This is a genomic window from Streptomyces sp. NPDC053367 (assembly GCF_044545925.1).
Lineage (GTDB): Bacteria > Actinomycetota > Actinomycetes > Streptomycetales > Streptomycetaceae > Streptomyces.
The window spans coordinates 566894-592570 of the sequence record NZ_JBITYN010000003.1 but is presented as its reverse complement, the minus strand read 5'-3'; the positions used below and the strand labels follow the sequence as shown (position 1 = coordinate 592570).

Genomic DNA, 25677 nt, shown 5'->3' with positions numbered 1-25677 from the left:
CCCCTTTCGCGATCACACACGTGCGTGAGGGACACTTAATCACCAGAACTGTGCGTTGATCATGGAGGAGCCACCGGTGGAGTTCGACGTCACGATCGAGATCCCGAAGGGTTCGCGGAACAAGTACGAGGTGGACCACGAGACCGGTCGGATCCGCCTGGACCGTCGTCTCTTCACCTCGACCGCCTACCCGACCGACTACGGCTTCGTCGAGAACACCCTCGGCGAGGACGGCGACCCGCTGGACGCGCTGGTCATCCTGGACGAGCCGACCTTCCCGGGCTGCCTCATCAAGTGCCGCGCGATCGGCATGTTCCGGATGACCGACGAGGCCGGCGGCGACGACAAGCTGCTGTGTGTCCCGGCGACCGACCCGCGCGTGGAGCACCTGCGCGACATCCACCACGTGTCGGAGTTCGACCGCCTGGAGATCCAGCACTTCTTCGAGGTCTACAAGGACCTGGAGCCCGGCAAGTCCGTCGAGGGCGCCGACTGGGTCGGCCGCACCGAGGCCGAGGCCGAGATCGAGCGGTCCTACAAGCGTTTCAAGGACCAGGGCGGCCACTGAGGCCGCTGTTCCGGACGGGCCGTACGCGCACGCGTGCGGCCCGTTCGGGTACCTGTGCGCATACTGGCCTGAATTCGGTGTCGTACAGGGAGCGCTGCTTTAAGTGACGGAAGCGGAGGACCGCAAACCGCAGTCGGACGAGGCGAGGAGCGCGTTCACGCCTCCCGCGGGGGTGGAGCCGGCGGAGTCGGAGTCCTCCACCACGTCGGAGTTCGCGATCCCGGCGGGCCTCGGCGTACCGGCGGCGGCCGACGCCGGGCCGGAGGGGTCGGCGTTCACCACGCCGAGCACCTACAGCGCCAAGGCCGCGCCGCCCGCGTTCACTCCGGCGACCGGGATGCCGGTCGTGAGCCTGACGAAGGGCGCGCCCTGGCAGGACCGGATGCGCACGATGCTGCGGATGCCGGTGGCCGAGCGGCCCGCGCCGGAGCCGGTGCAGCGGACCGAGGAGGGCGGCCCGGCCGTCCCGCGCGTGCTCGACCTGACGCTGCGGCTCGGGGAGCTGCTGCTGGCGGGCGGGGAGAGCGCCGAGGACGTGGAGACGGCCATGTTCGCCGTGTGCCGCTCCTACGGCCTGGACCGCTGCGAGCCGAACGTCACCTTCACCCTGCTGTCGATCTCCTACCAGCCGTCGCTGGTGGACGACCCGGTGTCGGCCGCGCGGACCGTACGGCGCCGCGGCACCGACTACACGCGGCTCGCGGCCGTGTTCCAGCTGGTCGACGACATCAGCGACCCGGAGACCCATGTCTCGCTGGAGGACGCCTACCGGCGCCTGGCCGAGATCCGCCGCAACCGGCACCCCTACCCGACCTGGGCGCTGACCCTGGCGAGCGGGCTGCTGGCCGGCGCGGCCTCCGTGCTGGTCGGCGGTGACCCGGTCGTGTTCGTGGCGGCCGCGCTGGGCGCGATGCTCGGCGACCGGCTGGCCTGGCTGTGCGCGGGGCGCGGGCTGCCGGAGTTCTACCAGTTCACCGTCGCCGCGATGCCGCCCGCCGCGATGGGCGTCGCGCTGACCCTCGCCGACGTCGACGTGAAGGCCTCCGCGGTCATCACCGGTGGGCTGTTCGCGCTGCTGCCGGGGCGGGCCCTGGTGGCGGGCGTGCAGGACGGGCTGACCGGCTTCTACATCACCGCCGCGGCCCGGCTGCTGGAGGTCATGTACCTGTTCGTGGGCATCGTCGTCGGCGTGCTGGTGATGCTCTACTTCGGCGTGCAGCTCGGCGCCCAGCTCAATCCCGACGCCGCCCTCGGCATCACCGAGCGGCCCGTCGTGCAGATCGTCGCCTCGATGCTGCTGTCGCTGACGTTCGCCGTACTGCTCCAGCAGGAACGCTCCACCGTGCTCGCCGTGGCCCTCAACGGCGGGGTCGCCTGGTCGGTGTACGGCGCCATGCACTACGCCGGCGGCCTGTCGCCCGTCGCCTCCACGGCGGTGGCGGCCGGGCTCGTGGGCCTGTTCGGGCAGCTGCTGTCCCGGTACCGGTACGCGTCGGCGCTGCCGTACACGACCGCGGCGATCGGTCCCCTGCTGCCCGGCTCCGCGACGTACTTCGGGCTGCTGTCCATCGCCCAGAACGAGGTGGACAAGGGGCTGGGATCGCTGACCAAGGCGGCCGCCCTGGCCATGGCCATCGCCATCGGCGTGAACCTGGGGGCGGAGGTGTCCCGGCTGTTCCTGCGGGTGCCGATCGCCGCCGGCGGGGGGCGCAAGGCCGCGAAACGCACCCGCGGGTTCTAGCGGGTTGCGCCCCGCGCCCCGTTCAGCGGTACTGCTGCTCGCCCTCGTTGTAGGGGTACGGGTACTGCTGCTGAGGCGGGTACTGCTGTTGCGGCTGCTGACCGCCGTAGTACGGGTCGTACGGCTGCTGGGCGTACTGCTGCTGGTCGTAGCCGCCCTGGTCCTGGCCGTACTGCTGCTGGTCGTACTGCTGCTGGTCGTACTGCTGCTCTCCGTACTGCGTCCGGCCGTACTGCTGGTCGTAGTGGCCGTACGGCTGCTGTCCGGGAGCGTCGTCGATGCGGCGCAGCTGGGTCGTGGCGTCGTCCATCGGCGGGTGCTGCTGGGGGTACTGCTGCTGCGCCGGAGGCTGCGGCCGCTGCTGCGGGGGGTTCTTCCTGGCCTGGGAGCGGGCGCGCAGGAACTCGATGGCGATGGGGACGACGGAGACGAGGACGATCAGGATGAGGATCGCCTCGATGTTCTTCTTGACGAAGTCGATGTTGCCCAGCCAGGAGCCGAGCAGGGTGACTCCGGCGCCCCACAGGACGCCGCCGACGACGTTGAAGACGAGGAACGAGCGGTACCGCATGCCGCTGACGCCGGCGATGATCGGCGTGAACGTGCGCACGATGGGCACGAAGCGGGCCAGCACCAGCGACTTCGGGCCGTACTTCTCGAAGAAGTCGTGGGCCTTGGTGACGTTCTCCTGCTTGAACAGGCGCGAGTCCGGCCGGTTGAACAGCGAGGGGCCGACCTTCTTGCCGAACATGTAGCCCGCCTGGTCGCCCAGGATCGCGGCGAGGCAGATCAGCGCGATCGCCGCCCACAGCGGGAAGTCGAGCTGCCCGGAGGTGATCAGCAGGCCGGCCGTGAACAGCAGGGAGTCACCCGGCAGGAAGAACCCGATGAGCAGCCCGGACTCGGCGAAGACGATCAGGAGCAGGCCCCAGATCCCGAAGTCGTCGAGCAGGTGGTTCGGATCGAGCCAGCTCGGTCCGAGGGCGAGCGTCGTCACGGCTGCGGGCTCCTGAGGGGTGAGGGGAAGTTCGGCGGCGTCCGGTTCGGCCGGTCAAAGCTATCAACGCCTCGCGTCCGCCCCAGGTTCCACCGGTGTCTTCAGGATGCACTGTGGGCCGACTGGCACAAAGCTGTGCACCATGAGCCTCGAAGACTACGGCGGCGGCCAGGGGCCGCAGTCCGACGTACTGGTCGTGACCACGAACGACGTCCCCGGACACCGCGTCGAGCGGGTGATCGGCGAGGTCTTCGGCCTGACGGTCCGCTCCCGCCATCTCGGCAGCCAGATCGGCGCAGGTCTGAAGTCCCTGGTCGGCGGTGAGCTCAAGGGCCTCACCAAGACGCTCGTGGAGACCCGCAACCAGGCCATGGAGCGCCTGGTGGAGCAGGCCCGCGCGCGGGGTGCCGACGCCGTGCTCGCGTTCCGCTTCGACGTGACGGACGCGGCGGACGTCGGCACCGAGGTGTGCGCGTACGGGACCGCGGTGGTCCTGGCCCGGGAGTGATCCCCTGCTCCACTCCCCGGGCGCGGAGCCGGCGGCGCGGAGCCGGCGGTCCGGGGACCTACGCGCCGTGCCGCGCGGCGTTCGCCAGGATCGCCTCCTTGAGGTGCTCGGCGACACCGGGTCCCAGGGAGTCGTAGTACGCCTTGAACCGCTCGTCGGCGACGTACATCTCGCCGAGGCACCTGTGCATCTCGTAGGGGCACTCGAAGTACCACGTGCCGATGTGCCGGCGGTGTTCCTCGGCCATGACCATGGCGCGCTCGCCGGTCGCCGGCTCGCCGTCGGCCACCAGCGCGGCGTAACGCTGCTCCCAGTCCTCGACCTCGGTCTTGATCCGCTGCCAGTCGTTCTTCGTGTAGCGGGCGACCCGGCGCTGCGACTCGGCGTACGCGTCGGTGCCGCCCCAGCGCTGCTCCGCCTCCTCGGCGTACTGCTCGGGGTCCTTGTCCCCGAACACCTCGAACTTCTCTTCCGGCGTGAGGTTGATCCCCATCGTGCGTGCCTCCATGGCGTGCTCCACGGCCTCCGCCATCTTGCGCAGCTTCTCGATCCGGGCGGTCAGCAGCTCGTGCTGTCGGCGCAGGTGTTCGCGCGGGTCCGCGTCCGGGTCGTCGAGCAGGGCGGCGACCTCTTCGAGCGGGAAGCCGAGCTCTCGGTAGAACAGGATCTGCTGCAGCCGGTCGAGGTCGGCGTCGCTGTAGCGCCGGTGGCCCGCGTGGCTGCGCTCGCTCGGGACGAGCAGGCCGATGTCGTCGTAGTGGTGCAGGGTGCGCACCGTGACCCCGGCGAATCCGGCGACCTGTCCCACGGAGTAGCTCACTTCCGCTCCCTTCTCGGTACGCACTCCACGGTGCGGCCTCACGTGGCGTGAGGTGCAAGTCCCGGTGGGCGGCGCGCCGTGCGGCTACTTGCTCAGCCGCCCGAACCTGCGCACCGCCAGGGGGAAGAACACCGCGAGCAGCCCCAGCGGCCAGCCGACCGCCGCCCAGATGTGAGCGGGGTCCACGGCACCTCCCTCGAACAGCTCACGCACCGCCGTGGCCGTCCGGGACAGCGGGTTCCACTCGACGGCCGTGCCCAGCCAGCCGGGCATGGAGTCCGGGGTGGCGAGGGCGTTGGAGAGGAAGCCGACCGGCCAGACGAGGATCTGGACGGCCTGGACCAGTTCGGGCTTCCCTGCGATCAGGGCGAGGTGGATGCCGATCCAGAGCATGGCGAACCGGAACAGCAGGAGCAGCCCGACGGCCCCCCAGAACCCGGCGAAGCCGCCGTGCACCCGCCAGCCGAGGGCGTGTCCGACGCCGATGAGCACGCTCAGCACCAGCGCCGACTGGAGCATGTCGGCGGCGGACCGGCCAACCAGTACGGCCCCGTCGGCCATCGGCATGGCGCGGAACCGGTCGATCACGCCCTTGGTGAGGTCCTGGGTGACGGCGATCATCGTGCCCTCCAGGCCGAACGCCATGGTGAGCGCGAGCATGCCGGGGACCAGGTAGTCGACGTAGGGGCCGCTGACGCCCCGGCCGCCGCCGATGAGGTAGCCGAACATCAGCATCAGCATCACGGGGAACGCGAGGCCCACCGCGACCTGAACCGGCTGCCGCGCCCAGTGGGCGAGTTCGCGCCGGGTCATGGTCCAGGAGTCGGTCAGTGCGTACGCGGTCATACGGTCTCCTTCACTCGGTGCCCGTCGCCCGTCAGGTGCAGGAACACCTCGTCCAGCGTGGGCCGCCGCAGGGCGATGTCCTCGGCCTCGATCCCGGCCTCCTCCAGGGCCCGTACGAGGCCGGCGAGCGCGGTCATCCGGTCGGTGACCGGGGCGCTGAGCAGCCGCCGGTCGGTGTCGACGGAGACGCTGCCCTTGTCGACGCCGGGCGGCAGCAGGGCGACCGCCGCGCCGAGCTGCCCGGCGTCGCGCAGGACGACGTCGATGCGGTCGCCGCCGATCGCGGACTTCAGCCGTTCCGGTGTGCCGTCGGCGACGACCCGGCCGGAGTCGACGACCGAGACGCGGTGGGCGAGCTGGTCGGCCTCCTCCAGGTACTGCGTGGTGAGCAGGACCGTCGTACCGCCGCCGACCAGGGAGCGGACGGCCGCCCACACCTCGGCGCGGCCGCGCGGGTCGAGGCCGGTGGTCGGCTCGTCCAGGAAGAGCACCTCCGGGTCGGTGATCAGGGACGCGGCGAGGTCGAGGCGGCGCCGCATGCCGCCGCTGTACTGCTTGACCGCCCTGCGCCCGGTGTCGCTCAGGCCGAACCGCTCCAGCAGCTCGTCGGCGCGCACGCGCGCGTGGCGGGCTCCCAGGTGGTACAGACGGCCGAACATCTCCAGGTTCTGGCGGCCGCCGAGCTCCTCGTCGAGCGCCGCGTACTGGCCGAGCAGGCCGATGCGCAGGCGGACCTCGCGCGCGTGGGTCACCACGTCGTGCCCGGCCACCTCGATACGGCCGCCGTCCGGCCGTAGCAGGGTGGACAGGATGCGGACCAGGGTCGTCTTGCCGGCGCCGTTGGGACCGAGCACCGCGTGGACGGTGCCACGCGAGATCTCCAGGTCGAGTCCGTCGAGCGCCTTCTTGTCTCCGTATGCCTTGCGTGCGCCTTCGACGGCGATCGCGGCGTCTGTCACGGGCTGCCACCCACCCTCTGCTAGTCAAGTTTGACTACAACGCCAACGTAACGCTCGCGACAGCTGTCGTCAAACTTGATTAGTGAGCATCCTCGGGATGCCGCTCCCCCGTCGCGTACGGGTTCTCCTCACCCTCCGTCAGCACCCCGACGAACGGCTCGCCCTCACCCGCGAACGTGTACGACCCGCTCTCGATGCGCCCGATCAGCCCGCGCGTCCACTCGGCCTCGGCGTCGGCGGTGTGGACCCAGAGGTTCATGATCTCGCCGATGTGGCCGAGCTGTTCGGGGCCGTCCTCGGGCACATAGTGCTCGGTGACGGCCCCGCGCCACTCCTCGATGCGGCGGATGCGCTCCTTGAGCAGGGCGACCGCCTCGGCGCGCGGCAGGTCGACCATGAAGCCGATGGCCGCGGACTTGATGTCCATCTTCTGGTCGTAGTTGGTGAGCGCCTCGCGGACCATGCCGAGATACTCCTCGACCCCGAGGTCGGTGATCTCGTACTCGGTGCGCGGCGGGCCGCCGGCGGTGGAGGGGGCGACCTCGTGCGCGTGCAGCAGCCCTTGCTTCGCCATCTGCTTCAGGGCGTGGTAGATCGAGCCGGGCTTGGCGTTGGACCACTCGTGCGCGCCCCAGTACTCCAGGTCGTTGCGCACCTGATAGCCGTGGGCCCGCCCGTGCTGGCGCACCGCGCCGAGCACGAGGAGACGGATCGCTGACATGGGGCCAGCGTAGAGCCCGGCCGGTACAAGGCCCTCAGGAGGCGCCCGCCTCCAGGGCCACCAGTTCGAAGGCGGTCCTGCCGTCCAGCGACTCGCGGACGATGTCGGCGTGGCCGGCGTGCCGGGCGATCTCCTCCACGAGGTGGATCATCAGCCACCGCATGGACACCCGGCCGTCCTTCGGGAACCAGGGCGCCGGGGGCAGCGGGAAGGTGTCGTCCAGCGACGGCACGGAGCGGATGAACGCCTCGGTCTCCTGCGCCACCCCGTCCCAGAACGCCAGCGTCTCCGCGACCGTCTCCCCCTCGACGAGGCGGAAGCTCTCCGACCACGTCTCCTGGGTGCGCGCCCGCTCGTTGGGCTTCTGCTGGGCCATCCGCAGCCAGTTCAGCTCCGTCTCGGCGACATGCTTGACCAGCCCGGACAGCGACAGCTCGCTGGCACTGGGCGTCTGGGCCGCCTGCTCGTCGGTCAGCCCCAGGAGCGACCTGCGCAGACCGCCGCGCTGCGCCTCGACGAAGGCGAGCAGGGCGCCGCGCTCGTCACCGTGGGCCTCGGCGGGAACGTGAGTGGGCATGAGGGCCTCTTTCGTTTTTCGGCCGTTCCTTCTTCCGACACCCATGACGTTACGGGCCCTTGCGGTCAGGTTCTGTCCGCAAGGGCCCGCCGGTCGCGAAACAGGGCTCAGAACGGGAAGACGCTCCGGCCGTGCTGGATGGAGATCCACTTCAGGGTGGTGAAGGCGTCCAGTCCGCTCTCGCCGTTCAGGCGGCCGACGCCGGAGTTCTTCTCACCCCCGAAGGGGACCAGCGGCTCGTCGTGGGCGGTGCCGTCGTTCACATGGAACATCCCGGTGTCGATGCGCTGCGCGAACCGCACCCCGCGCTCGACGTCGGCGGTGTGGACGGCGCCGCTGAGACCGTAGGGGGTGTCGTTGACGAGGCGTACGGCCTCCTCCTCGCCGTCGAACGGGACGAGGAAGGCGACCGGCCCGAACACCTCCTGCTTCAGCAGCGGGGAGCCTGCCGGTACGTCGGTCAGGACGGACGGCTCGACGAGGTTGTCGCGGGTGGCGCCGTGCACCAGGGCGGTGGCGCCGCCGGCGACCGCCTGCTCGACCAAGCTGGATACGGCCTCCGCCTGCGAGGAGTTGATCAGCGGACCGATGACCGTCTCCGGGTCCCGCGGGTCGCCCGCCTTCAGGCCCTTGACCTTGGCGACGAACTTCGCGGTGAACTCCTCGGCGACCGACCGGTCCACCAGCACGCGGTTGGCGGCCATGCAGACCTGGCCCTGATGGACGTACCGGCTGAAGACGGCCGCGTCGACGGCGTAGTCGATGTCGGCGTCGTCCAGCACGACCAGGGCGCTGTTGCCGCCCAGTTCGAGGACGGTCCGCTTGAAGTGCGCGGCGCAGACGGTGGCCACGTGGCGGCCGACCTTGTCGGAGCCGGTGAAGGAGATGACCTTGGGTATGGGGTGCTCGATGAAGGCGTCGCCTATCTCGGCGATGTCGGTGACGACGACGTTGAGCAGACCGGCCGGCAGGCCCGCGTCCTCGAAGATCTTGGCGATCAGGGTGCCGCCGGTGACCGGGGTGTCCTGGTGGGGCTTGAGGACGACGCCGTTGCCGAGCGCGAGCGCCGGGGCGACCGACTTCAGCGACAGGAAGAAGGGGAAGTTGAAGGGGCTGATGACCCCGACCACGCCGACCGGCACGCGATAGAGGCGGTTCTCCTTGCCGTCGACCGGCGAGGCGATGATCTGGCCCTCGGCACGGGTGGCCACGTTCATCGACTCGCGCAGGAACTCCTTGGCGAGGTACAGCTCGAAGCCGGCCTTCGCATGGGTGCCGCCCAGCTCGGCGATGATCACCTCGGTGATCTCCGCCTCGCGCTCCTCCACCAGCCGCAGCGCCTTCTCCAGCACGGCCCGGCGGGCGTACGCGCCGGCCTCGGCCCACTCGGGCTGCGCCCGCGCGGACGCGCGGTAGGCCTGATCGACCTCGTCGGCGGTGGCGATGGTGATCGAGGCCAGCTTCTCCCCGTCGTACGGGTTGAAGTCGATGATGTCCCAGGAGCCGGAGCCCGGACGCCACTCGCCGTCGATGTACTGCTGAGCCAGGTCGGTGAACCAGGACGACATGTGATCCCTCAATCCCCTGCCGCAGATGCGTCGAAGCGGTCGAGCGGTCACGGCAAGAGACAGGCACACCCGAACGGCTTCACGGTCTGATCAGGCGTCATCGTACTTGTGTTTCAAGACAGTTGAAGGAGTCCTCGGAGAAGATCCCGGCTCTCGTCCGGACCCGGGGAGTCGCTCTGCAGCTCCTTCAGCGCGGTCTCGTACTGGGCGACGTCCTCGGGCTTGTCGAGGTACAGGGCGCTGGTGAGCTGTTCGAGGTAGACGACGTCCGACAGGTCCGACTCGGGGAAGCTGAGGATGGTGAAGGCACCGCTCTCGCCGGAGTGCCCGCCGAAGCTGAACGGCATGATCTGCAGCCGGACGTTGGGCCGCTCGGAGAGCTCGATGAGGTGCTGGAGCTGTCCGCGCATCACCTCGCGGTCGCCGTACGGGCGGCGCAGCGATGCCTCGTCGAGGACGATGTGGAAGTCGGGGGCGTTCTCGGCGACGAGGTGCTTCTGCCGCTCCAGACGCAGGGCCACCCGCCGCTCGACGTCGGCCTCGCTCGCGCCCTTCATGCCGCGCCGCACCACCGCGCGTGCGTACTCCTCGGTCTGCAGCAGACCGTGCACGAACTGCACCTCGTAGGCGCGGATCACCGAGGCCGCGCCCTCCAGCCCCACATAGGTGGGGAACCAGTTGGGCAGCACGTCGGAGTAACTGTGCCACCAGCCCGCCACATTGGCCTCGCGGGCGAGCGAGACGAGCGCGGTGCGCTCGCTCTCGTCGGTGACGCCGTACAGGGTCAACAGGTCTTCGACGTCCCTGGTCTTGAAGCTCACCCGGCCCAGCTCCATCCGGCTGATCTTCGACTCGGAGGCGCGGATGGAGTAGCCCGCCGCCTCGCGGGTGATCCCGCGCGCCTCGCGCAGTCGCCTGAGTTGCGAGCCGAGCAGCATCCGCCGCACCACCGATCCGGGCTCTCCCGCGCTCACTTCGCCGCCTCCCCAACCGTCTTCCGGGCCCGCAGTCTGCCACTAAAACACTCCGAGCAGTACTCGCCCGATTACAGAGACGGAAAGAAGCCAAAGATTTAACTGCGAACCAGAGCAGCGGTTGCGCCACGAGCAGGTGGAAGATGGCAGAAAAAATGGCTAAGAAGCGGTACGGGCCCGACCAATTCGGTCACGTGCACGTGCATCTGCCCTTGCATCTGCCCTACGCATCCGAAACCATGGTCCCGCGCCACCGCTGCATCGCAACGACCGCGAATTACCGGGGGAGTGCCTCGCATGGGGACGAATGGATCGACCATGCTCGAGCCGTTAAGGCAGGGCCTTCCGCCGCTGGATCCCGAGGCAGTGTCCAGCGCCGCCTCCTGCGCACTGCCCGCCCGCTACGAAGCGGTCCGCGACGCACGCCGGTTCACCCGGAAGACTCTCGACCAGTGGGAGCTCGGCGAACGTTTCGACGACGTCTGCCTGGTCGTCTCCGAACTCGTCACCAACGCCCTGCGGCACGCCCTGCCGGAGGCCACCACCCGTGTCCCGCAGCAGCACGAGCCGTTCGTACGGCTGCACTTGATGCGGTGGACCGAGCGGCTGGTGTGCGCGGTGCGCGACCCCAGCGGCGAGGGCCCGGTCGCGCGTGCGGCGGAGGACTTCTCGGCGGAGTCGGGGCGCGGCCTGTTCCTCGTCGACTCCTTCAGTGACAGCTGGGGCTGGCATCCGCTGGCCGGCACCCTCAGCGGAAAGGTCGTCTGGGCGCTGTTCCGGCTCCAGCCGGAGGCGTGAGGCACCCCCGGCGTCTCCGCCGGCGGGCTTCTACGCGCGTCACCCCGCCCGGACGCGCCTCGCCCCGCGGCTCGCTCCGCCGCGGGGCCTCACCCCGCTATCAGGTGGTCGAACTCCCCGTCCTTGACGCCGAGCAGCATCGCCTCGATCTCGGCGCGCGTGTAGACCAGCGCCGGGCCGTCGGGAAAGTTCGAGTTGCGCACCGCCACGCGACCGCCCGGCAGCCGGGCGAACTCCACGCAGGAACCCTGCGAATTGCTGTGGCGGCTCTTCTGCCAGGCCACGCCCCGCAGCTGCGTCGCGGCCATGCCGTTGTACACGTCGTGGTCCACAGGTCGCTCCCCGCTGGTGCACTGGCTGGTGTGGCCATTGATGCAGTGGTCAACTGAGCCGGATCATAACCCTGTTCATGTGCAGATGCATGGGCAGATGCACGTGCACGCGGGGTGGTCCTGTGGTTACAGCAGCGTCGACGCCACCGCTTGTGACGTTGCGGCGCCTTCCCCGGTGATCGCACGACATGCGACCCGCCGACCCCCGTCCGTGGTCATCCGCGCCCCGCGCCCTGCCGGGCCGTCCGGATCGAGTCCTCCCCGCTTCCAATAGAGACGCATTCGGCGGGCTCGGTGTTCCACGGTCGGGGGCCGGATCGTCGCCTGGAGCGGTCCCTGGATTGGCCGAAACCGGATCCGGGAAATCCGGATGTCCGGCCCGAGGCGCCGGAAGGCACTCTCCGCGACGGGCCGGGTGCGGTCAGCGAGTGCCGTACGGCAGGAGGGCCGTCTCCCGCGCGTTCTTGACCGCCCGGGCCAACTGGCGCTGCTGCTGGGACGTGACACGCGTCACCCGCCGACTGCGGATCTTCCCGCGGTCGGAGATGAACTTCCGCAGCAGATCGGTGTCCTTGTAGTCGATGTACGTGATCCCGGCACGGTCCAGCGGATTGGGGCGGTTCTCGGCGGGCTTGCGGTCGCCTTTGCGGGGCATCGGGTCTCAGACCTCCAGAAGTGTGTCAAAAGGATGCGGGAGTTGACGCCATGCCTCCCGCCCGGCGGCGTACTCGGCATCCGTCAGCAGGCAGGACTCCAGCAGGCGGGCGAGCCCGTCGCGGTCGAGGGCGGGGGACGTGAACACCAGGTGCTGGCAGCGGTCGCCGTGCTCGGGGTGCCAGTCCAGCGCGGCCGCGGCACGGCGTACCGGCGGCACCATCTCCCAGGCCGCGTCGGGCAGGGACGCGAGCCACGGCCCCGCGCTCTCCACGCACAGGGCCCCGCCGGCCGCGTCCCAGTGCAGCAGCGTGTCCGGCCTGTCGGCCAGCCAGAACCGGCCCCGGCTGCGGGCGGCCGCGCAGGTCAGGTCCTCCAGCGCCGCGTAGAGCCGCCCGGGGTGGAAGGGGCGGTGGCGCCGCCAGACGAAGGTCGCCACACCGTGCGCGTCCGCCTCCACGGGCAGCAGCGCACACGCGGGGTGCTGCGCGGCTGCGGCGGCCTGGACATCGAACCCGGCGAGCGCGGCTCGCAGCAGGGGGGAGCGGGTGCGGCCCCTCGACGCGGGGCCGGCCGTGGAGGGGCGGGCGTTTTCCCTGCTCGCGGGGGCGTTCCTGCTCGCGGGGGCGTTGCCGTCCCTGGACGCGGGGGCGTTGTCGTCCCTGGACGCGTTGTCGTTCCTGGACGCGGGGGCGTTGTCACCTGCCTCGGGCGCCGGGTCCCGGTCGCCCCGCATCCCGGCGCCGAGTTCATCAACGCCCCGTCGCGCGACGGCCGAGCCGATCCGGACGCGCCGTGCCGTCGGGTGCAACTGGGCCAGCAGCTCCCGGTCCTCGTCGTCGGCCTCCTCCGAGTCGGCCACGGCGAGGACGGGGGCGTACTCCAGCTGCCGGGCGAAGGTGTCGGCGACCGTGCGCCGGTCGGTGGCGGCCGCGGCGAGGCCGCGTTCGGCGAGGTCGTCGCCGTTGCCGAGGTACGGCAGCAGAAGGGCCGGGTCGACGGCGGTGATCACGCCGGTGACGCTGAGGCCGCCCGCGGTGATCACCTCGGCCATGGCCTTGGGTTCGACGGAGTCCCACAGCTCGACGACGGCGAGCGGGGCGGTGCCGGCGTCCTGGATGCGCTCCAGTTCGGGCACCAGGTCCTCGCGCAGGGCGCAGCAGGCGCAGTCGTTGACCAGGGGCGCCTCACCCGAGGACAACGTCCCGGAGGCGTCCCGGACGGTGCGGACGACCGTGCCGTCGGGGGCCGCGGCCAGGTCGTGGTGGAGAGCGACACTGCCGGGCACCTCGGTGAGCAGGTGCTCGACGGCCGCCCGGCGTGCGTCGGCGTGCAGGCCGGCGACGATGACGACGGAGAGCATCAGCCCCTCTTCCCGTACCGGCGTTCGAAGCGCTCGACGCGTCCGGCGGTGTCCAGGACACGCGCGGTGCCCGTGTAGAAGGGGTGGCTGACGTTGGAGATCTCGACGTCCACGACGGGGTAGGTGTGGCCGTCCTCCCACTCGATCGTCTTCTCGCTCGTCATGGTCGAGCGGGTGAGGAAGGCGTGGCCCGCGGCGCGGTCGCGGAAGACGACGGGGTCGTAGGGCGGGTGGAGTCCCTTGCGCATGGCGGGTGTTCAGCGCTCCTCTCGGAAGTCGACGTGCCGGCCGGCGACCGGGTCGTACTTGCGCAGGGTCAGGCGGTCGGGGTCGTTGCGGCGGTTCTTGCGGGTGACGTACGTGTAGCCGGTTCCGGCGGTGGACCGGAGTTTGATGACCGGGCGGAGTTCGTTGCGTGCCATGGCGCTATGCTACTGAAAATGATTTCCATTTACACATCGGCTTCGAGAGAGGTGCATCACCCGTGTCCGCGCACTGCATGCTTACCGGCGCCAAGCCCGGCTTCGGCAACGCGATCTCCCACTCCCACCGGCGGACCTCCCGCCGCTTCGACCCGAACATCCAGACCAAGCGCTACTGGCTGCCGGGCGAAGGCCGTTACGTCCGGCTGAGGTTGAGCACCAAGGCGATCAGGACGGTCGACGCGATCGGCGTCGAGGCGGCGGTGGCGCGCATCCGCGCGCGGGGGGTGAAGGTCTGATGGCCAAGAAGAGCAAGATCGCCAAGAACGAGAAGCGCCGGCAGACCGTCGCCCGCCACGCCGCACGGCGGGCCGAACTGAAGGAGATCATCCGCAGGCCGTCCACCACGGACGCCGAACGCCTCGCCGCCCAGCGCGAACTGCGCCGGCAGCCTCGCGACGCGAGCGCCACGCGCGTGCGCAACCGCGACCAGACGGACGGCCGCCCGCGCGGGTACTTCCGTACCTTCGGGCTCTCGCGCGTGTCCCTGCGGGAGCAGGCCCACGCGGGGCATCTGCCGGGCGTGCGCAAGTCCTCCTGGTAGCGGGCGGGCACGCGGTGCGGGTCCTCTCAGGGCGCACCGGCGACGCCCGGGTTACGTGCTGGTAGCTTGCTGCGCGTCGAGGCGTCCGACCGGCTCACCCTGGGAGGCTTGCAGTGCATACGGTGACGTACACGCGTGTGGCGCGCGGGCGGCCACGGTTCGCCGCGGCGGCCGCGGCGCTGACGAGCCTGCTCCTGCTCAGCGCGTGCAGCAACGGCGGTGGCTCCGACGACGACTCGGCGCCGACCGTGAGCGCCACGCCGACCGCGGCGCAGACCCGGCAGACCGACGGCGGCACGCCCTCCCCCGCGGACGGGCTGGAGGGCAGCTGGATCACCACGTCCGGCGGCAGCGCGGTCGCGCTGGTGATCACCGGTGACGAGGCGGCCCTGTTCGGCTCCAAGGGCTCCGTGTGCAGCGGTTCGGCCTCGGCGCGGTCGATCCGGCTGACCTGCGCCGAGAGCGACGACCCCTGGACCTCTGGGACGGTCGACTTCGTCGACGGCGACACGCTGAAGGTCACCTGGAGCGGCGGACCCGGCCAGGAGACCTACCAGCGCGCCGAGGGCGGCAAGCTGCCGTCGGGCCTGCCGACGGCGGGGTTCGGGCAATAGGGCGACCGGCGGGCCGGGAACCGGTGCGCTGACGTGCTCAACGGCTGACGTACTCAACGGGCGGCGGAACCCCTCGGGTTCCGCCGCCCGTCCCGTTTCCCCTCCCGCTTCCCGTCCCGCTTCCCGTCCCGTTTCCGCTCCCGTTTCCGCTCCCGTTTCCCGTCCCGTTTCCCGTCCCGCTTCCCTTCCTGCTTCTCCTCCCGTTTCCCCTCCCGCTTCCCCTCCTGCTTCTCCTCCCGTTTCCCCTCCCGCTTCCCGTCCCGTCCGCCGTCCCCTTCCCCGGCGCGTTCCCCGCCCGTCGTCATCGGCGGTACGGCGGTGTCGAGCGCCTCGGAGAGCTCGGTGAGGTGCCGCAGCAGCAGTCGGCCGCTCCGGTGCACGACCGTGTCCCCGGCACCGGCCCAGTCGGGGTCCTCCAGGGCGTCCCGTACGGCCGTCCAGTCCGGCACCCGGCGCTCCCGTACGGCGCGGGCGCCCGCCCGGGTGGCGCCGCGCAGGGCGTCGGCGAGCCGGGCGGCGGGCGGCAGCGGGGGCGCGCCGGACTCCGGGAGGTGGGCCTCCATGAGCATCGCCACGCGGCCGGCCTGGGTCAGCGCCTCCTCGGCGTCGTCGGCGGCGACCCGGGACAGGCCCCGGTGCCGGACCGGCTCCCCGGCGGCGCGGGCCACCGCGGCGTGCCAGGCCGTGCGGGCGGCCCTGGCGGCGAGGAGCGCCTCGCGGACGTCGGCGGCGGACCTGTCGGCGGGCTCGGCGTGGTGCCGTACGACCGCGGCGGCGTACCGGCCCTGCGCGCTCAGCCAGTCGGCGAGGTGCGCGCGCAGCCGCGGGGTCTCCCAGGCCGGGTAGACGGCGTACGCGACCATCGCCAGGACTCCGCCCAGCAGGGTGAGCAGCACGCGCTCGGGCACGGTCTGCGTCCACTGCTCGCCGCCCATGCCGAGCAGGAACACCACGTACGCCGCGACGCACGCCTGCGCGGCGAACTGTCCGGTGCGCATCAGCAGGTACATCAGCGCGGCACTGGCGACCGCGAGCGCGCCGGACGCACCCGGGTCGGCGCCGGTGAGCTGGAGGACGCCGGTGGCGACGGCCACGCCGACGAGCGTGCCCGCGAAACGCGCGACCGCGCGGCTGTACGTCTGCGTGAAGTCCGGCCGCATGATCATCACGGCGGCGAGGGGCGCCCAGTAGCCGTGGCCGAACGGCAGGGCGGTGCCGAGGAGATAGCCGGTGCAGGCCACGACGGTGACGCGGACGGCGTGCCGGGTGACGGGCGAGGAGCGGTTGCGCAGCTCGTCGCGCATGCCCCGCAGCGCCACCGGGACCAGGGACGGCAGGGACGGCCTGCGCAGGTGGGCGGCGGGGCTCGGGCCCTCGGCCGGTTCGCCGCCCGCCGTCTCCACCACGTCTTGGAGGAGGCGGCCCAGGCGGACGGCCGCGCGGTAGGGGGCGCCCTGGAGGAGCGAGCCGGTGTCCGGGGTGCGGAAGGCGGCGACCGCGGCGGGCGGCAGGTCGACGGGGATGCTGTGGCGGACGGCGCCTGCGGCGGCGTCCAGGACGGCGGCCGCGGCCCCGAGCAGCTCCCGCGCGCGGTCGCGTTGCGGACCCTCGGGCGGGACGCCGACGGCCGGGTCGGCGAGCGAGGCGAGGACCGGGCGGATGCGCTCGGCGAGGCCGCGCGCGCCGCGCAGCTCGGCGGGGCGGCGGCGGGCCTCGCGCGGGCTGAGCAGGGCCGCGGCCCTGGCCTCCATCAGCGGCACCGGGTCGAACGGCGCGACCGGGTCCTGCCGCAGCCGGCGCGCGTAGTCGGCCTCGGCGGCGAGGGCGTCGGCCAGCGCGTCCCGCCGGCGCCCCCAGCGCCGTACCGGGAACAGCACGATCAGGGCCGCCTGGACCAGCCCGCCGGCGACCATCGTCGCGGCGTGCACGCCCGCGTCCGCGACCGAGGCCGGCAGGGTGACGGTGACCAGCATCATCGCCACGTTCGAGGACGCGATCAGGCCCGTCGTCGGGCCCGCGGCCCAGCTCAGCCCGGACGCGAACGTCCATACGGCCAGCAGGGCGAGGAACAGCGCGAGGTGCGGGATCGTCAGGTACCCGAGGAACGTCGACACCGCCAGGCTCGCCCCGGAGGCCAGCGCCAGCTGCGGGCGCGGCCGCCAGCTCCGCTGGAACGTGGCGATCGCCGCCTGGAACGCCCCGAACGCCGAGCTCGCCGCCGCCTCCGGCCCCAGCGTCCACAGACACACGCCGATGGTGATCGCCAGCCCCGCCGCCCCGCGCAACGCGATCAGCGGCTCCAGCCGGGCCCGTTCCACCCGGATCCCCGAGCGCGAGGTCTCTTTCAGCGCCCGGAACCAGCTCATTTTGTCAGCGTACGGGACATATGGGGCACGCACCGGAGGAGGGCACGGGTGCTCGGGGGGACGCGCGTGGTGCGCGAAGACGGGTGCGGTGCGCGATGATCCAAGGGCATCGAACCGAGCCACTGAGGATCAGCCATGCGCGCCCTTCGCATCACCGTGACCGCTCTCGCCGCGACCCTCGCGCTGACCGCCTGCGACAGCGGGGGCGGGGACGACGGCAAGACCCGCGCCGGCGGCGCGTGCGCGATCGGCGACATCGACGTCGAGGTAGGCCCCGCGAACGTCGCGCCCGCCGCCGGGGACACCGGGAACGTGCCGGTCACCGTCACCAACCCCGGCCCCGAGTGCACCCTGGACGGCTTCCCCGGGGTCGCCCTGGACACGGGCCACCACTCCGTCGCCGTCCCGGCGGACAAGGCCGCGACGGCCGGCAAGGTCACCCTCGCCGAGGGCGCGGCCGCCTCCTTCACCCTGACCTACGTCAGGGGCGGGGCGGGCGCGGACAGTCTGGCCGTACGGACGCTGCGGATCGCCCTGCCGGGCTCGTCCGAGCAGCGCGACTTCGACTGGTCGGACTACGGGCCGGTGGCCGGGACGGACAAGCCGCAGGCGTCGTTCACGGCGTTCCAGCAGGCCGGGGACTGAGCGGCGGCGCGTCAGCCCAGACGGCGGCGGGAGCGGACCTCCGCGTGGTCCGCGGCGCGGGCGCCCTCGGTCCAGCCCGCCTCGTCGCTGATCCCGCGCAGACGGCTCGTGGTCGTCTCCGGGAAGAGGCGGTCGGTCGCGGCGGTGACCGCCACCTCGCGGGTGGCCAGGACCGGCAGCAGGTCGTCGCTGACCTGCGTCTCGGCGGCCGCCGCGAGCCGCGTACCGACGCGGTGCGCGTACGCGGCCAGGAACGACTGCCGGAAGGTCTTGGTGCGCCTGCGCCCGCCGGCGCGCTGCGCGGCCTCCGCCCGGGTCATGGCCGAGGTCGCCTGCACGAGCAGCGAGGCGTACAGCAGCTCCACCGCCTCCAGGTCGCCCTCGAAGCCGACGACCGTGGAGAAGCCCAGCGGCTCGTTCCACACCGCGCGGCAGTGGTTGGCCGTCGCCACCGCGTCCAGGAGCACCGCCTTGGCCTGCTCGTACGGCGGCTCGACCCCGATCCGGCACGCCGCGGGCGCGTCCGGGTCGGGCGCCTGCGCGGCCAGCAGCGCCTCGTCCACGCTGTGCCGCGCCATCAGCTCCTGCGCCTTGGCGCTCAGCGCCTCGGCCTCCTCCGGGTAGCCGGTCGCCTCGGCCTTGGCGAGCAGCGCGCGGATACGGGCGAGCATGCGGGACTCGCCCCGCGGTGCGACCTCGGGCCAGTCCAGGGGTTCCAGGGCGGGCAGCCTCAGCAGCAGGCGGTAGAGCTCCAGGGTCGCGGTGGCACACGTGAAACGGTCGGCGCGCCGCGGGAGTTCCCCGGGCAGCTCGGCGAGTTGCGCCGCCCACCGCGGCCCGCGCGGCCGGTCGTCGGGCGCCTGCGCGCGGATCAGCGCCACCAGCAGACGTACGTGTACGTCGTCCAGCTCCCGCCGCACGATCCGTACGAGGTCGGCGGGCTGCCAGCCACGGCGCCAGGCCGCCGCGACGAACTCCCTGCCCCTTCGGTCCAGCTCGGCGTCCGCCGCGGGGTCGGCGGCGAGAAGGGAGGCGGCGGTGTCGAGGGCGCTGTCGGGGGCGTCGCCGTAGAGCGCGGCCTCGAAGGCGCGTTCGACCGTGGTGGGCGTACTCACGGGTCCGATGGTCTCATCAGTCACCTCAAGGGTGGTGTCAACCATCGGTTGACACCCTCAGGGGTGCAACCTACGGTTGACACATGACGAAGAACTCCGCCATCACGTCCTCCGTACGCCTCGACGACCTCATCGCGGCCATCAAGCAGGTCCACGCGGAACCGCTCGAACAACTCCAGGACGCCGTGCTCGCCGGCGAACACCTGGGTGACGTCGCCGACCATCTGATCGGCCACTTCGTGGACCAGGCGCGCCGCTCCGGCGCCTCATGGACCGACATCGGCAAGAGCATGGGAGTGACCCGGCAGGCCGCGCAGAAGCGGTTCGTGCCCAAGGAGTCGGCCGACCTCGACCCCAGCCAGGGCTTCAGCCGGTACACCCCCCGCGCGCGGAACGTCGTCATGGCCGCGCACAACGAGGCGGTCGCCGCGCGCAACGCAGAGGGGCGGCCCGAGCATCTGGCCCTCGGGCTGCTCGCCGAGCCGGAGGGGCTCGCCGCGAAGGCGATCGTGGCGCAGGGTGTCCTGCTGGACTCCGTCCGCCAGGCGGCCCACGCCGCACTGCCCCCGGCCGTGGAGGACGCGCCCGAGCTGGTGCCCTACGGGCCCGACGCCAAGAAGGTGCTGGAGCTGACCTTCCGGGAGGCGCTGCGGCTCGGGCACAACTACATCGGGACCGAGCACGTGCTGCTGGCGCTGCTGGAGTTCGAGAACGGGCAGGGGGTGCTGAGCGGAGCGGGTCTCACCAAGGGGGCCGTCGAGTCGTACGTGTCGAAGGCGCTGGCCCAGTTGGCCGCCGAGCGGGACGAGGCGGCCGGGGAGAGCTGACCTAGCCGGGGGGCGCCCCCGCGCTCCTTGCGCGCGATCCTGCCGACGTTCGATTGTCAGACCCCGGTGTCACACTCGCAGCATGGCCGATCGGTGGGCACTTGGTCCGGCCGAGGACGGCGGCGTGGAGGTCGCCCCCCTCGGGCCCGACGGGCTGCCCGCTGGGCCGGTGGTGTGGGAGCCGGACCCGGCCCGGGCCGTGCGGGGGCGGCCCGGCGTGGCGCGGTGGGTGTGGCGGTCCACCGCCGAGGTCTACCCGCGTCTGCTCGCCGCGGGGGTGCGAGTGGAGCGGTGCTACGACATCGAGGACGCAGAGACGCTGCTGCTGGGCCACGAGGGGCGGTACGGCGAACCGCGGTCGGCCGCCGCCGCCCTCGCCCGGCTGCGCGGCGGGCCCGTACCGCCCGACCCGCCGCAGCGCGCCGCCGAACCGGGCGCGCAGTCCCCGCTGTTCGAGCCGCAGGGCGTCCACGTACCGCTGCGGGACCTGATCGAGGTGTACGCCGAGCAGCAGCGCAGGCATGACGCGACCGCGCACCCGGAGCGCATGCGGCTGCTGACCGCCGCCGAGTCGGCGGGCATGCTCGTGGCCGCCGAGATGAACGCCGCGGGGCTGCCGTGGAGCGCCGACGTCCACCGCGCGGTACTGCACGAACTGCTCGGCGAGCGGTACGCGGGCGGCGGCGAGCCGCGTCGCCTGGCCGAGCTGGCCGACGACGTGTCCGCCGCGTTCGGGCGCCGGGTCCGGCCCGACCTGCCGGCCGATGTGGTCAAGGCCTTCGCCCAGGCCGGGATCAAGGTCTCCTCCACCCGCCGCTGGGAGCTGGAGACGATCGACCACCCGGCCGTGAAGCCGCTCGTGGAGTACAAGAAGCTCTACCGCATCTGGGTCGCCCACGGCTGGTCCTGGCTCCATGACTGGGTCCGCGAGGGGCGGTTCCGGCCGGAGTTCGTCGCCGGCGGGACCGTCACCGGCCGCTGGGTGACCAACGGCGGAGGCGCCCTGCAGATCCCCCGGGTCATCCGGCGGGCCGTCGTCGCCGACCCCGGCTGGCGGCTGGTCGTCGCCGACGCCGACCAGATGGAACCGCGCGTGCTCGCCGCCATCTCCCGCGACCCCGGGCTGATGGAGGTGGCCGGCCGCGAGACCGACCTCTACCAGTCGGTCTCCGACCGCGCCTTCTCCGGCGACCGCGCCCAGGCCAAACTCGCCGTACTGGGCGCGGTGTACGGGCAGACCTCCGGGGACGGCCTGAAGAACCTCGCCGCGCTCAGACGCCGCTTCCCCAAGGCGGTGGCCTACGTCGACGACGCGGCCCGCGCGGGCGAGGAGGGCCGCCTGGTGCGCACCTGGCTGGGCCGCACCTGCCCCCCGGCCGCCGGCACGGGCGACGCCGCCGAGGAGGCGGGGCTCCCCCAGGACGACGACCCGCAGCCCTCGGCGGGGCAGGAGTGGGTGCCGGGCTACGCCTCCACCAACGCGCGGGCCCGGGGCCGCTTCGCCCGTAACTTCGTCGTCCAGGGCAGCGCCGCCGACTGGGCCCTGCTGCTGCTCGCCGCGCTGCGCCGGGCCTGCGCGGACCTCTCGGCGGAGCTGGTGTTCTTCCAGCACGACGAGGTGATCGTGCACTGCCCGGCGCAGGAGGCCGACACCGTCGTCCGGGCCATCAGGGAGGCGTCCGACCTGGCGGGACGGCTCACCTTCGGCGAGACGCCGGTGCGGTTTCCTTTCACCACGGCGGTGGTGGAGTGCTATGCCGACGCCAAGTGAGGGTGGTTGGGGCCGCCAGGGGGCGGGGGGCGGGTAGCGGGAGGCGGGGTAGCGGGCTCGTGCGCCTGGTGCTCGGCTGGTGCTCGGGAGGTGCGGCCGAGGGGCTCGGCCGGTGCGGCTGCCGCAGCGCGGTTCAGGCCCTCCGCTCGGTCAGCAGCTCCCGCAGTTCCGCCACGACGGCCTTCTCGTCGGTGCCGTCGAGCGCGCTGAGCGCGGCCCGCCACTGGGCGTACGCCTCGTCGTCACGGCCGTGCTCGCGCAGCAGGAGCCCGTGCTGGTGGCGGGCGAGAGCACCGGTGTAGCCGTCGGCGCGGGCGTCGGCGCGGCTCAGCAGCTCGGCGCACTCGCGCCCGGCCCGCCCGGTGTCGCCGAGCAGCCGCAGCGCCCGCACCAGGCCGAGCCGGGTCTGCGACTCGCCGTGCCAGTCGCCGTGGCCGCCGAGGATGCGCAGGCTCTCCTCGAAGTGGGGCAGCGCGGCGTGCGGTTCGCCGAGGGTGAGGTGGGCGTAGCCGATGTTGCAGTGCGCCGAGTGCTGCACGATCACCGCGCCGATCTCGACGCCGATCGCGAGCGAGCGCCGGTGCTGCTCGATGGCCGCCCGCGGGTCGGTGTGCTCGTAGAGGTTGCCGAGGTGGCTGTAGGTGACGGCCTCGCCCTGGGGGTCGTTCAACTGCCGCGAGTACTCCAGGCTCTGCCGCAGCGCCTCCCCCGACTCGGCGTGCCTGCCCAGCCCTTCGAGCAGCAGGCCGCGGTTGTTCAGGCAGCGCCGGATACGGGTGACCGCGCCGAGTCGCCGCCAGATCTCCAGCGCGCGGTCGTTGAGGGCGAGCGCGTCCTGCTGGCGCCCGGTGAGGAAGTGCAGGCCGGCGAGGTCGCCCAGCGCGTACGCCTCGGCCGCGGGGTCCCCGAGCCGCCGGGCCACGGCGAGCGCGGCCCGCCCGAGCACCTCCATCTCGGCGACCCGGCCGCTGCGGTGCAGGCAGGGGAAGAGCAGGCGCAGCAGCGTGGAGAGGTGGGCGAGGTGCGTGTCGGGCGGGCCGGGTTCGGCCGCGGTCCTGTCCTCGTCGGCGTACCGCTCCGCCAGCGCCACCACGTTCTCCAGCTCCTTGTCGGCCCAGGCGAAGGCGGCCTCCGGGCAGTCGAAGGGCGGTACGACGGCGACGTCGGCCGCGTGTTCGGCGCGCTGCGCCGCGGTCGGGCGGCGGCGGTCGTCCTGGTCGAGGCCGGGTTCGAGGATCGTGGTGAGGACGCGTTCGGCGACCGCCGCGTACCAGCGCAGCGCCACCCGCGCGGTGTCGCCGGCCTGCCCGCTGTGGGCGAGTTCGCGGGCGAAGTCACGGACGAGGTCGTGCGGGGCGTAGCGGCCGTACGCCGTCTCCTCCAGCAGCGCCACGTCCACCAGCCGGTCGAGCGCGGCCTCGGCACGGCGCTCGTCGGTGCCCAGCAGCCGGGCCAGGAGCGGGGCGCCGTAAGCGGGCAGGTCGAGCGCGCCGATGCGGCCCAGGGCGGCGGCCGCGTCCCGGTCGGCCTCCCGGTCGGACGCGGCCAGCGCCTCGTGCGCGACGGCGAGTGAGCGCCGCACGCTCAGGTCGTCGTACTCCAGGTGGTGCAGGCGCCCCTGGGTGGCGGCCAGTTGGCCGGCCAGCACCTCCGGGGTGAGGGCACTGCGGGCGGCGAGCCGCGCGGCGACGACCCGCAGGGCCAGCGGGAGGCGGCCGGTGAGCCCGACGAGCGGATGACCGGCGTCGAGTCCGTCGCGGCCGGAGATCGCGCGCAGCAGGGCGGCGCTGTCCTCGTCGCTGAGGGGCGCGAGCGGGAAACGGACGGCTCCGTCGAGCGCGGTCAGCGGCGACCGGCTGGTGACGATCACCGCGCAGCCGGGCCCGGCCGGCAGCAGCGGGCGGACCTGCGCGGCGCTCTCGGCGTCGTCGAGCACCATGAGCGTGCGGGTGGGCGCGAGCAGCGAGCGCAGCAACGCCGCAGCCGCGTCGGGGTGTTCGGGGATACGGCGGGGCTCGGTGCCGAGGTCGCGCAGCAGCGCGGCGAGGGCCTGGCCGGGGGTGAGAGGGGTCATGCCCGGGGTCGCGCCGTGCAGGTTCACGTAGAGCTGCCCGTCGGGGAAGCGTTCGCGCAGGCCATGGGCCACGTGCAGGGCGAGGGCGCTCTTGCCGACACCGGCCATCCCGCTGACGACGGTGACGGCGGAGGGCCGGGCGAGCGTGTCGAGGAGGTCGTCGCGGACACGGGTGCGGCCGGTGAAGTGGGCCGGCGGGGGTGGCAGTTGGGCGGGGCGGGGGGTGAGGGGGGCTCCGGCCGGGTCCGGGCGGACGGGTGCGGCGCTCGGGGCGGGCGCCGGGGCGGGGGCGGTGCCGGCGTCCGTGATCGGGCCGGCGTCGGCGTCGGCGTCCCGGCCGGGTGCGTCGGCTGTCTCCTGGGAGGCCGGGCGGGCGGCGGGGAGCGCGTCCGTGGCGGGGTGCGGGCCTGTGGCCCGGTGCGGGTTCGCGGCCGGGGGCGGGTCGCCGGCCGGGCCGGAGGCCGGGGGCGGGTCGCCGGCCGGGCCGGAGGCCGAGTGCGGGTCCGAGGCCGGGTGCCGGTCCGTGCCCCGGTGCGGCTCCATGGCGTGGCGCGAGTCCGCGGCACGATGCGGGTCCGCGGCCTGACGCGAGTCCGCGGCACGATGCGGGTCCGCGGCCTGGCGCGGGTCCGCGCCACGATGCGGGTCCGCGGCTGCTTCCTGCGTCCCGGTGGCCGTGCGGGCGGCCGGTCCCGCCGAAGGGCGGCCGCCCTCGCCGCGCAGCACCTCCAGGTGCGCCTCCCGCACGGCGGGCCCCGGTTCCACGCCGAGTTCGTCGACGAGACGGGCGCGCAGATCCCGGTGGACGGCGAGGGCCTCGGCCTGGCGGCCGGTGGCGTGCAGGGCGAGCATCAGCTGGCGGTGGTAGGCCTCGCGCAGCGGGTGTTCGGCGGCGAGGGCCGCGAGCTCGGGGACGAGGCCGTCCGGCCGGCCGCCGGGGACGGCGAGCTGGGCGTCGTAGAGCCATTCGAGCAGCAGGAGCCGCGCCTCGGTCAGGCGCTGCACGAAGGCGTAGCCGCCGAGGTCGGCGGGGAGCCCGCTGAGCGGCGTGCCGCGCCAGAGCGCGAGCGCGGCGCCGCACTCGCCAACGGTCCGTTCCCAGTCCCCGGCGGCGTGGGCCGCGCGGGCCGCGGTGACGTGTGCGTCGAAGACGTGGATGTCCAACTCGCCCTGTTCGACGCGCAACACATAGCCGGGCGGCACGGCGCGCAGCCGCTCGGGGTCGTCGAGGAGCCGGCGCAGCCGGGCGACGTGGTTGTGCAACGAGGCGTGCGCGGAGACGGGCGGTGCGCCGCCCCACAGGGCGTCCTTGAGCGAGTCGACCGGGACCACGCGCCCGGCCTCCAGCAGCAGCGCCGCGAGCAGCGAACGCACCTTGCCGCTGCGCACGGTCCGCACGGCGCAGCCCGGTGCACCGCACGCCCCGGCCCCGCCGCCGTCGTCGTACAGGACGGGCGACCCGAGCAGCCCGAAACGCAGCGCGAACGGCGGCCCGGACCGTGGTCCCCGCCGCTCCTCCGGGCTCTCGTCTCCGCTTGAGCAGGGAGGTGCCCCCATCCGCCGCTCCACTGCCTCTCCGCGCGCCCCGGGCGGCCGCGCTCCCTGCGGAAACGGCCGTCCCATGGCCGATTCCCACTGCCCTACGACGGTTTCCCGCCATCCGCCGACCAGGCTTTCCCCGGCAGGCAGTCGCACCGCGGCCGACGCATCGCGGCAGGATCGCCGCGGAATCCGTCGCCATCCACTACGGCGACGACCGTTTACCGTCCTGCCCGGGCGCGGTTCCGCCGCGCTTTCGACGCGGCCGGACCGG

Annotated in this window: 26 protein-coding genes; 10 read left to right on the top strand and 16 right to left on the bottom strand. The window is 72.9% G+C overall.

Going from position 1 to position 25677, the window contains the following annotated elements; all coding sequences use genetic code 11:
• The first annotated feature begins 76 nt into the window (after positions 1-76).
• Together ACIGXJ_RS12335 and ACIGXJ_RS12330 are read left to right on the top strand one after the other, a co-directional pair.
• The gene (locus ACIGXJ_RS12335) at positions 77-568 is read left to right on the top strand and encodes an inorganic diphosphatase (RefSeq protein ID WP_031487466.1); all 492 of its coding nucleotides are present in this window, start codon (positions 77-79) and stop codon (positions 566-568) included.
• 103 nt (positions 569-671) lie between these two features.
• A complete protein-coding gene (locus ACIGXJ_RS12330) occupies positions 672-2309 on the top strand; it encodes a threonine/serine exporter family protein (protein ID WP_399643535.1) in 1638 nt (545 codons plus the stop codon).
• Between the two features lie 22 nt (positions 2310-2331).
• On the opposite strand, the gene ACIGXJ_RS12325 is transcribed toward ACIGXJ_RS12330, so the two are convergent.
• Entirely contained in the window at positions 2332-3306 is a 975-nt protein-coding gene (locus ACIGXJ_RS12325) for a DedA family protein (RefSeq protein ID WP_399643533.1), read from the bottom strand.
• A 142-nt stretch (positions 3307-3448) separates the two neighbouring features.
• Here ACIGXJ_RS12325 and ACIGXJ_RS12320 point away from each other — a divergent pair, with 142 nt between their 5' ends.
• Positions 3449-3814: a YbjQ family protein gene (locus tag ACIGXJ_RS12320; protein ID WP_399643531.1), complete on the top strand. Its 366-nt coding sequence runs from the start codon at positions 3449-3451 to the stop codon at positions 3812-3814.
• Between the two features lie 58 nt (positions 3815-3872).
• Here the strand turns inward: ACIGXJ_RS12320 and ACIGXJ_RS12315 are convergent, their stop codons facing one another.
• The 7 genes from ACIGXJ_RS12315 to ACIGXJ_RS12285 all read right to left on the bottom strand — a co-directional run bounded on the left by ACIGXJ_RS12315 (position 3873) and on the right by ACIGXJ_RS12285 (position 10243).
• The gene (locus tag ACIGXJ_RS12315; RefSeq protein WP_399643529.1) at positions 3873-4634 is read right to left on the bottom strand and encodes a MerR family transcriptional regulator; all 762 of its coding nucleotides are present in this window, start codon (positions 4632-4634) and stop codon (positions 3873-3875) included.
• Positions 4635-4718: 84 nt separating this feature from the next.
• Positions 4719-5480: an ABC transporter permease gene (locus ACIGXJ_RS12310; protein WP_399643527.1), complete on the bottom strand. Its 762-nt coding sequence runs from the start codon at positions 5478-5480 to the stop codon at positions 4719-4721.
• The gene (locus ACIGXJ_RS12305; RefSeq protein WP_399643526.1) at positions 5477-6439 is read right to left on the bottom strand and encodes an ATP-binding cassette domain-containing protein; all 963 of its coding nucleotides are present in this window, start codon (positions 6437-6439) and stop codon (positions 5477-5479) included. Before ACIGXJ_RS12305 ends, ACIGXJ_RS12310 begins: the two co-directional genes overlap by 4 nt.
• A gap of 79 nt (positions 6440-6518) precedes the next feature.
• Positions 6519-7160: a PadR family transcriptional regulator gene (locus ACIGXJ_RS12300; RefSeq protein WP_399643524.1), complete on the bottom strand. Its 642-nt coding sequence runs from the start codon at positions 7158-7160 to the stop codon at positions 6519-6521.
• Positions 7161-7194: 34 nt separating this feature from the next.
• A complete protein-coding gene (locus ACIGXJ_RS12295) occupies positions 7195-7737 on the bottom strand; it encodes a DinB family protein (RefSeq protein ID WP_399643522.1) in 543 nt (180 codons plus the stop codon).
• A gap of 107 nt (positions 7738-7844) precedes the next feature.
• Positions 7845-9305 carry an aldehyde dehydrogenase family protein gene (locus ACIGXJ_RS12290; protein ID WP_399643520.1) on the bottom strand — a complete coding sequence of 487 codons (1461 nt, stop codon included), beginning with the start codon at positions 9303-9305 and terminating at the stop codon, positions 7845-7847.
• A 113-nt stretch (positions 9306-9418) separates the two neighbouring features.
• Positions 9419-10243 carry a helix-turn-helix domain-containing protein gene (locus tag ACIGXJ_RS12285; protein ID WP_399643714.1) on the bottom strand — a complete coding sequence of 275 codons (825 nt, stop codon included), beginning with the start codon at positions 10241-10243 and terminating at the stop codon, positions 9419-9421.
• A gap of 333 nt (positions 10244-10576) precedes the next feature.
• Between ACIGXJ_RS12285 and ACIGXJ_RS12280 the strand changes: the two genes are divergently transcribed.
• Positions 10577-11077, top strand: a complete 501-nt coding sequence (locus tag ACIGXJ_RS12280) for an ATP-binding protein (protein ID WP_399643518.1) — start codon at positions 10577-10579, stop codon at positions 11075-11077.
• A gap of 89 nt (positions 11078-11166) precedes the next feature.
• Here the strand turns inward: ACIGXJ_RS12280 and ACIGXJ_RS12275 are convergent, their stop codons facing one another.
• The 5 genes from ACIGXJ_RS12275 to rpmG form a co-directional block, all read right to left on the bottom strand.
• Positions 11167-11385 carry a DUF397 domain-containing protein gene (locus tag ACIGXJ_RS12275; protein WP_399643711.1) on the bottom strand — a complete coding sequence of 73 codons (219 nt, stop codon included), beginning with the start codon at positions 11383-11385 and terminating at the stop codon, positions 11167-11169.
• 445 nt (positions 11386-11830) lie between these two features.
• Entirely contained in the window at positions 11831-12064 is a 234-nt protein-coding gene (gene rpsR, locus ACIGXJ_RS12270) for a 30S ribosomal protein S18 (protein ID WP_399643516.1), read from the bottom strand.
• 6 nt (positions 12065-12070) lie between these two features.
• Positions 12071-13426 (bottom strand): GTP-binding protein, encoded by a 1356-nt coding sequence (locus ACIGXJ_RS12265; protein WP_399643514.1) that lies wholly within the window; start codon positions 13424-13426, stop codon positions 12071-12073.
• Positions 13426-13674, bottom strand: coding sequence for a type B 50S ribosomal protein L31 (locus tag ACIGXJ_RS12260; RefSeq protein WP_399643511.1), 249 nt, complete (start codon positions 13672-13674; stop codon positions 13426-13428). The genes ACIGXJ_RS12265 and ACIGXJ_RS12260 overlap by 1 nt, the downstream gene beginning before the upstream one ends.
• 9 nt (positions 13675-13683) lie before the next feature.
• Positions 13684-13848, bottom strand: coding sequence for a 50S ribosomal protein L33 (gene rpmG / locus ACIGXJ_RS12255; RefSeq protein ID WP_030361075.1), 165 nt, complete (start codon positions 13846-13848; stop codon positions 13684-13686).
• Between the two features lie 62 nt (positions 13849-13910).
• Here rpmG and rpmB point away from each other — a divergent pair, with 62 nt between their 5' ends.
• The 3 genes from rpmB to ACIGXJ_RS12240 all read left to right on the top strand — a co-directional run bounded on the left by rpmB (position 13911) and on the right by ACIGXJ_RS12240 (position 15066).
• The gene (rpmB, locus tag ACIGXJ_RS12250) at positions 13911-14147 is read left to right on the top strand and encodes a 50S ribosomal protein L28 (RefSeq protein WP_399643509.1); all 237 of its coding nucleotides are present in this window, start codon (positions 13911-13913) and stop codon (positions 14145-14147) included.
• A complete protein-coding gene (gene rpsN, locus ACIGXJ_RS12245; protein ID WP_399643507.1) occupies positions 14147-14452 on the top strand; it encodes a 30S ribosomal protein S14 in 306 nt (101 codons plus the stop codon). Before rpmB ends, rpsN begins: the two co-directional genes overlap by 1 nt.
• 122 nt (positions 14453-14574) lie before the next feature.
• Positions 14575-15066, top strand: coding sequence for a hypothetical protein (locus ACIGXJ_RS12240; RefSeq protein WP_399643505.1), 492 nt, complete (start codon positions 14575-14577; stop codon positions 15064-15066).
• A 53-nt stretch (positions 15067-15119) separates the two neighbouring features.
• Here ACIGXJ_RS12240 and ACIGXJ_RS12235 read toward each other — a convergent pair whose 3' ends face one another.
• Complete coding sequence (locus ACIGXJ_RS12235) at positions 15120-17432, bottom strand: FUSC family protein (RefSeq protein ID WP_399643504.1); 2313 nt, start codon at positions 17430-17432, stop codon at positions 15120-15122.
• A gap of 135 nt (positions 17433-17567) precedes the next feature.
• Here ACIGXJ_RS12235 and ACIGXJ_RS12230 point away from each other — a divergent pair, with 135 nt between their 5' ends.
• On the top strand, positions 17568-18077 hold the full coding sequence (locus tag ACIGXJ_RS12230) for a DUF4232 domain-containing protein (protein ID WP_399643502.1): 510 nt from the start codon (positions 17568-17570) through the stop codon (positions 18075-18077).
• An 11-nt stretch (positions 18078-18088) separates the two neighbouring features.
• Here the strand turns inward: ACIGXJ_RS12230 and ACIGXJ_RS12225 are convergent, their stop codons facing one another.
• Entirely contained in the window at positions 18089-19237 is a 1149-nt protein-coding gene (locus tag ACIGXJ_RS12225; protein WP_399643500.1) for a DUF2786 domain-containing protein, read from the bottom strand.
• Between the two features lie 38 nt (positions 19238-19275).
• Between ACIGXJ_RS12225 and ACIGXJ_RS12220 the strand changes: the two genes are divergently transcribed.
• Both ACIGXJ_RS12220 and ACIGXJ_RS12215 read left to right on the top strand, forming a co-directional pair.
• A complete protein-coding gene (locus ACIGXJ_RS12220; protein ID WP_399643498.1) occupies positions 19276-20019 on the top strand; it encodes a Clp protease N-terminal domain-containing protein in 744 nt (247 codons plus the stop codon).
• An 82-nt stretch (positions 20020-20101) separates the two neighbouring features.
• On the top strand, positions 20102-21790 hold the full coding sequence (locus ACIGXJ_RS12215; RefSeq protein WP_399643497.1) for a bifunctional 3'-5' exonuclease/DNA polymerase: 1689 nt from the start codon (positions 20102-20104) through the stop codon (positions 21788-21790).
• Positions 21791-21923: 133 nt separating this feature from the next.
• Here ACIGXJ_RS12215 and ACIGXJ_RS12210 read toward each other — a convergent pair whose 3' ends face one another.
• Positions 21924-25421 carry a BTAD domain-containing putative transcriptional regulator gene (locus tag ACIGXJ_RS12210; protein ID WP_399643496.1) on the bottom strand — a complete coding sequence of 1166 codons (3498 nt, stop codon included), beginning with the start codon at positions 25419-25421 and terminating at the stop codon, positions 21924-21926.
• Positions 25422-25677: the final 256 nt, after the last annotated feature.

Coding starts and splice junctions, on each gene's coding strand:
- ACIGXJ_RS12320 (WP_399643531.1), top strand. CDS start 3,449: ATGAGCCTCGAAGACTACGGCGGCGGCCAGGGGCCGCAGTCCGACGTA.
- ACIGXJ_RS12310 (WP_399643527.1), bottom strand. CDS start 5,480: ATGACCGCGTACGCACTGACCGACTCCTGGACCATGACCCGGCGCGAA.
- ACIGXJ_RS12300 (WP_399643524.1), bottom strand. CDS start 7,160: ATGTCAGCGATCCGTCTCCTCGTGCTCGGCGCGGTGCGCCAGCACGGG.
- ACIGXJ_RS12295 (WP_399643522.1), bottom strand. CDS start 7,737: ATGCCCACTCACGTTCCCGCCGAGGCCCACGGTGACGAGCGCGGCGCC.
- ACIGXJ_RS12290 (WP_399643520.1), bottom strand. CDS start 9,305: ATGTCGTCCTGGTTCACCGACCTGGCTCAGCAGTACATCGACGGCGAG.
- ACIGXJ_RS12285 (WP_399643714.1), bottom strand. CDS start 10,243: ATGCTGCTCGGCTCGCAACTCAGGCGACTGCGCGAGGCGCGCGGGATC.
- ACIGXJ_RS12280 (WP_399643518.1), top strand. CDS start 10,577: ATGGGGACGAATGGATCGACCATGCTCGAGCCGTTAAGGCAGGGCCTT.
- ACIGXJ_RS12275 (WP_399643711.1), bottom strand. CDS start 11,385: ATGGCCGCGACGCAGCTGCGGGGCGTGGCCTGGCAGAAGAGCCGCCAC.
- rpsR (WP_399643516.1), bottom strand. CDS start 12,064: ATGCCCCGCAAAGGCGACCGCAAGCCCGCCGAGAACCGCCCCAATCCG.
- ACIGXJ_RS12265 (WP_399643514.1), bottom strand. CDS start 13,426: ATGCTCTCCGTCGTCATCGTCGCCGGCCTGCACGCCGACGCACGCCGG.
- ACIGXJ_RS12260 (WP_399643511.1), bottom strand. CDS start 13,674: ATGCGCAAGGGACTCCACCCGCCCTACGACCCCGTCGTCTTCCGCGAC.
- rpmG (WP_030361075.1), bottom strand. CDS start 13,848: ATGGCACGCAACGAACTCCGCCCGGTCATCAAACTCCGGTCCACCGCC.
- rpsN (WP_399643507.1), top strand. CDS start 14,147: ATGGCCAAGAAGAGCAAGATCGCCAAGAACGAGAAGCGCCGGCAGACC.
- ACIGXJ_RS12235 (WP_399643504.1), bottom strand. CDS start 17,432: ATGAGCTGGTTCCGGGCGCTGAAAGAGACCTCGCGCTCGGGGATCCGG.
- ACIGXJ_RS12230 (WP_399643502.1), top strand. CDS start 17,568: ATGCGCGCCCTTCGCATCACCGTGACCGCTCTCGCCGCGACCCTCGCG.
- ACIGXJ_RS12225 (WP_399643500.1), bottom strand. CDS start 19,237: ATGGTTGACACCACCCTTGAGGTGACTGATGAGACCATCGGACCCGTG.
- ACIGXJ_RS12220 (WP_399643498.1), top strand. CDS start 19,276: ATGACGAAGAACTCCGCCATCACGTCCTCCGTACGCCTCGACGACCTC.
- ACIGXJ_RS12215 (WP_399643497.1), top strand. CDS start 20,102: ATGGCCGATCGGTGGGCACTTGGTCCGGCCGAGGACGGCGGCGTGGAG.
- ACIGXJ_RS12210 (WP_399643496.1), bottom strand. CDS start 25,421: ATGGGGGCACCTCCCTGCTCAAGCGGAGACGAGAGCCCGGAGGAGCGG.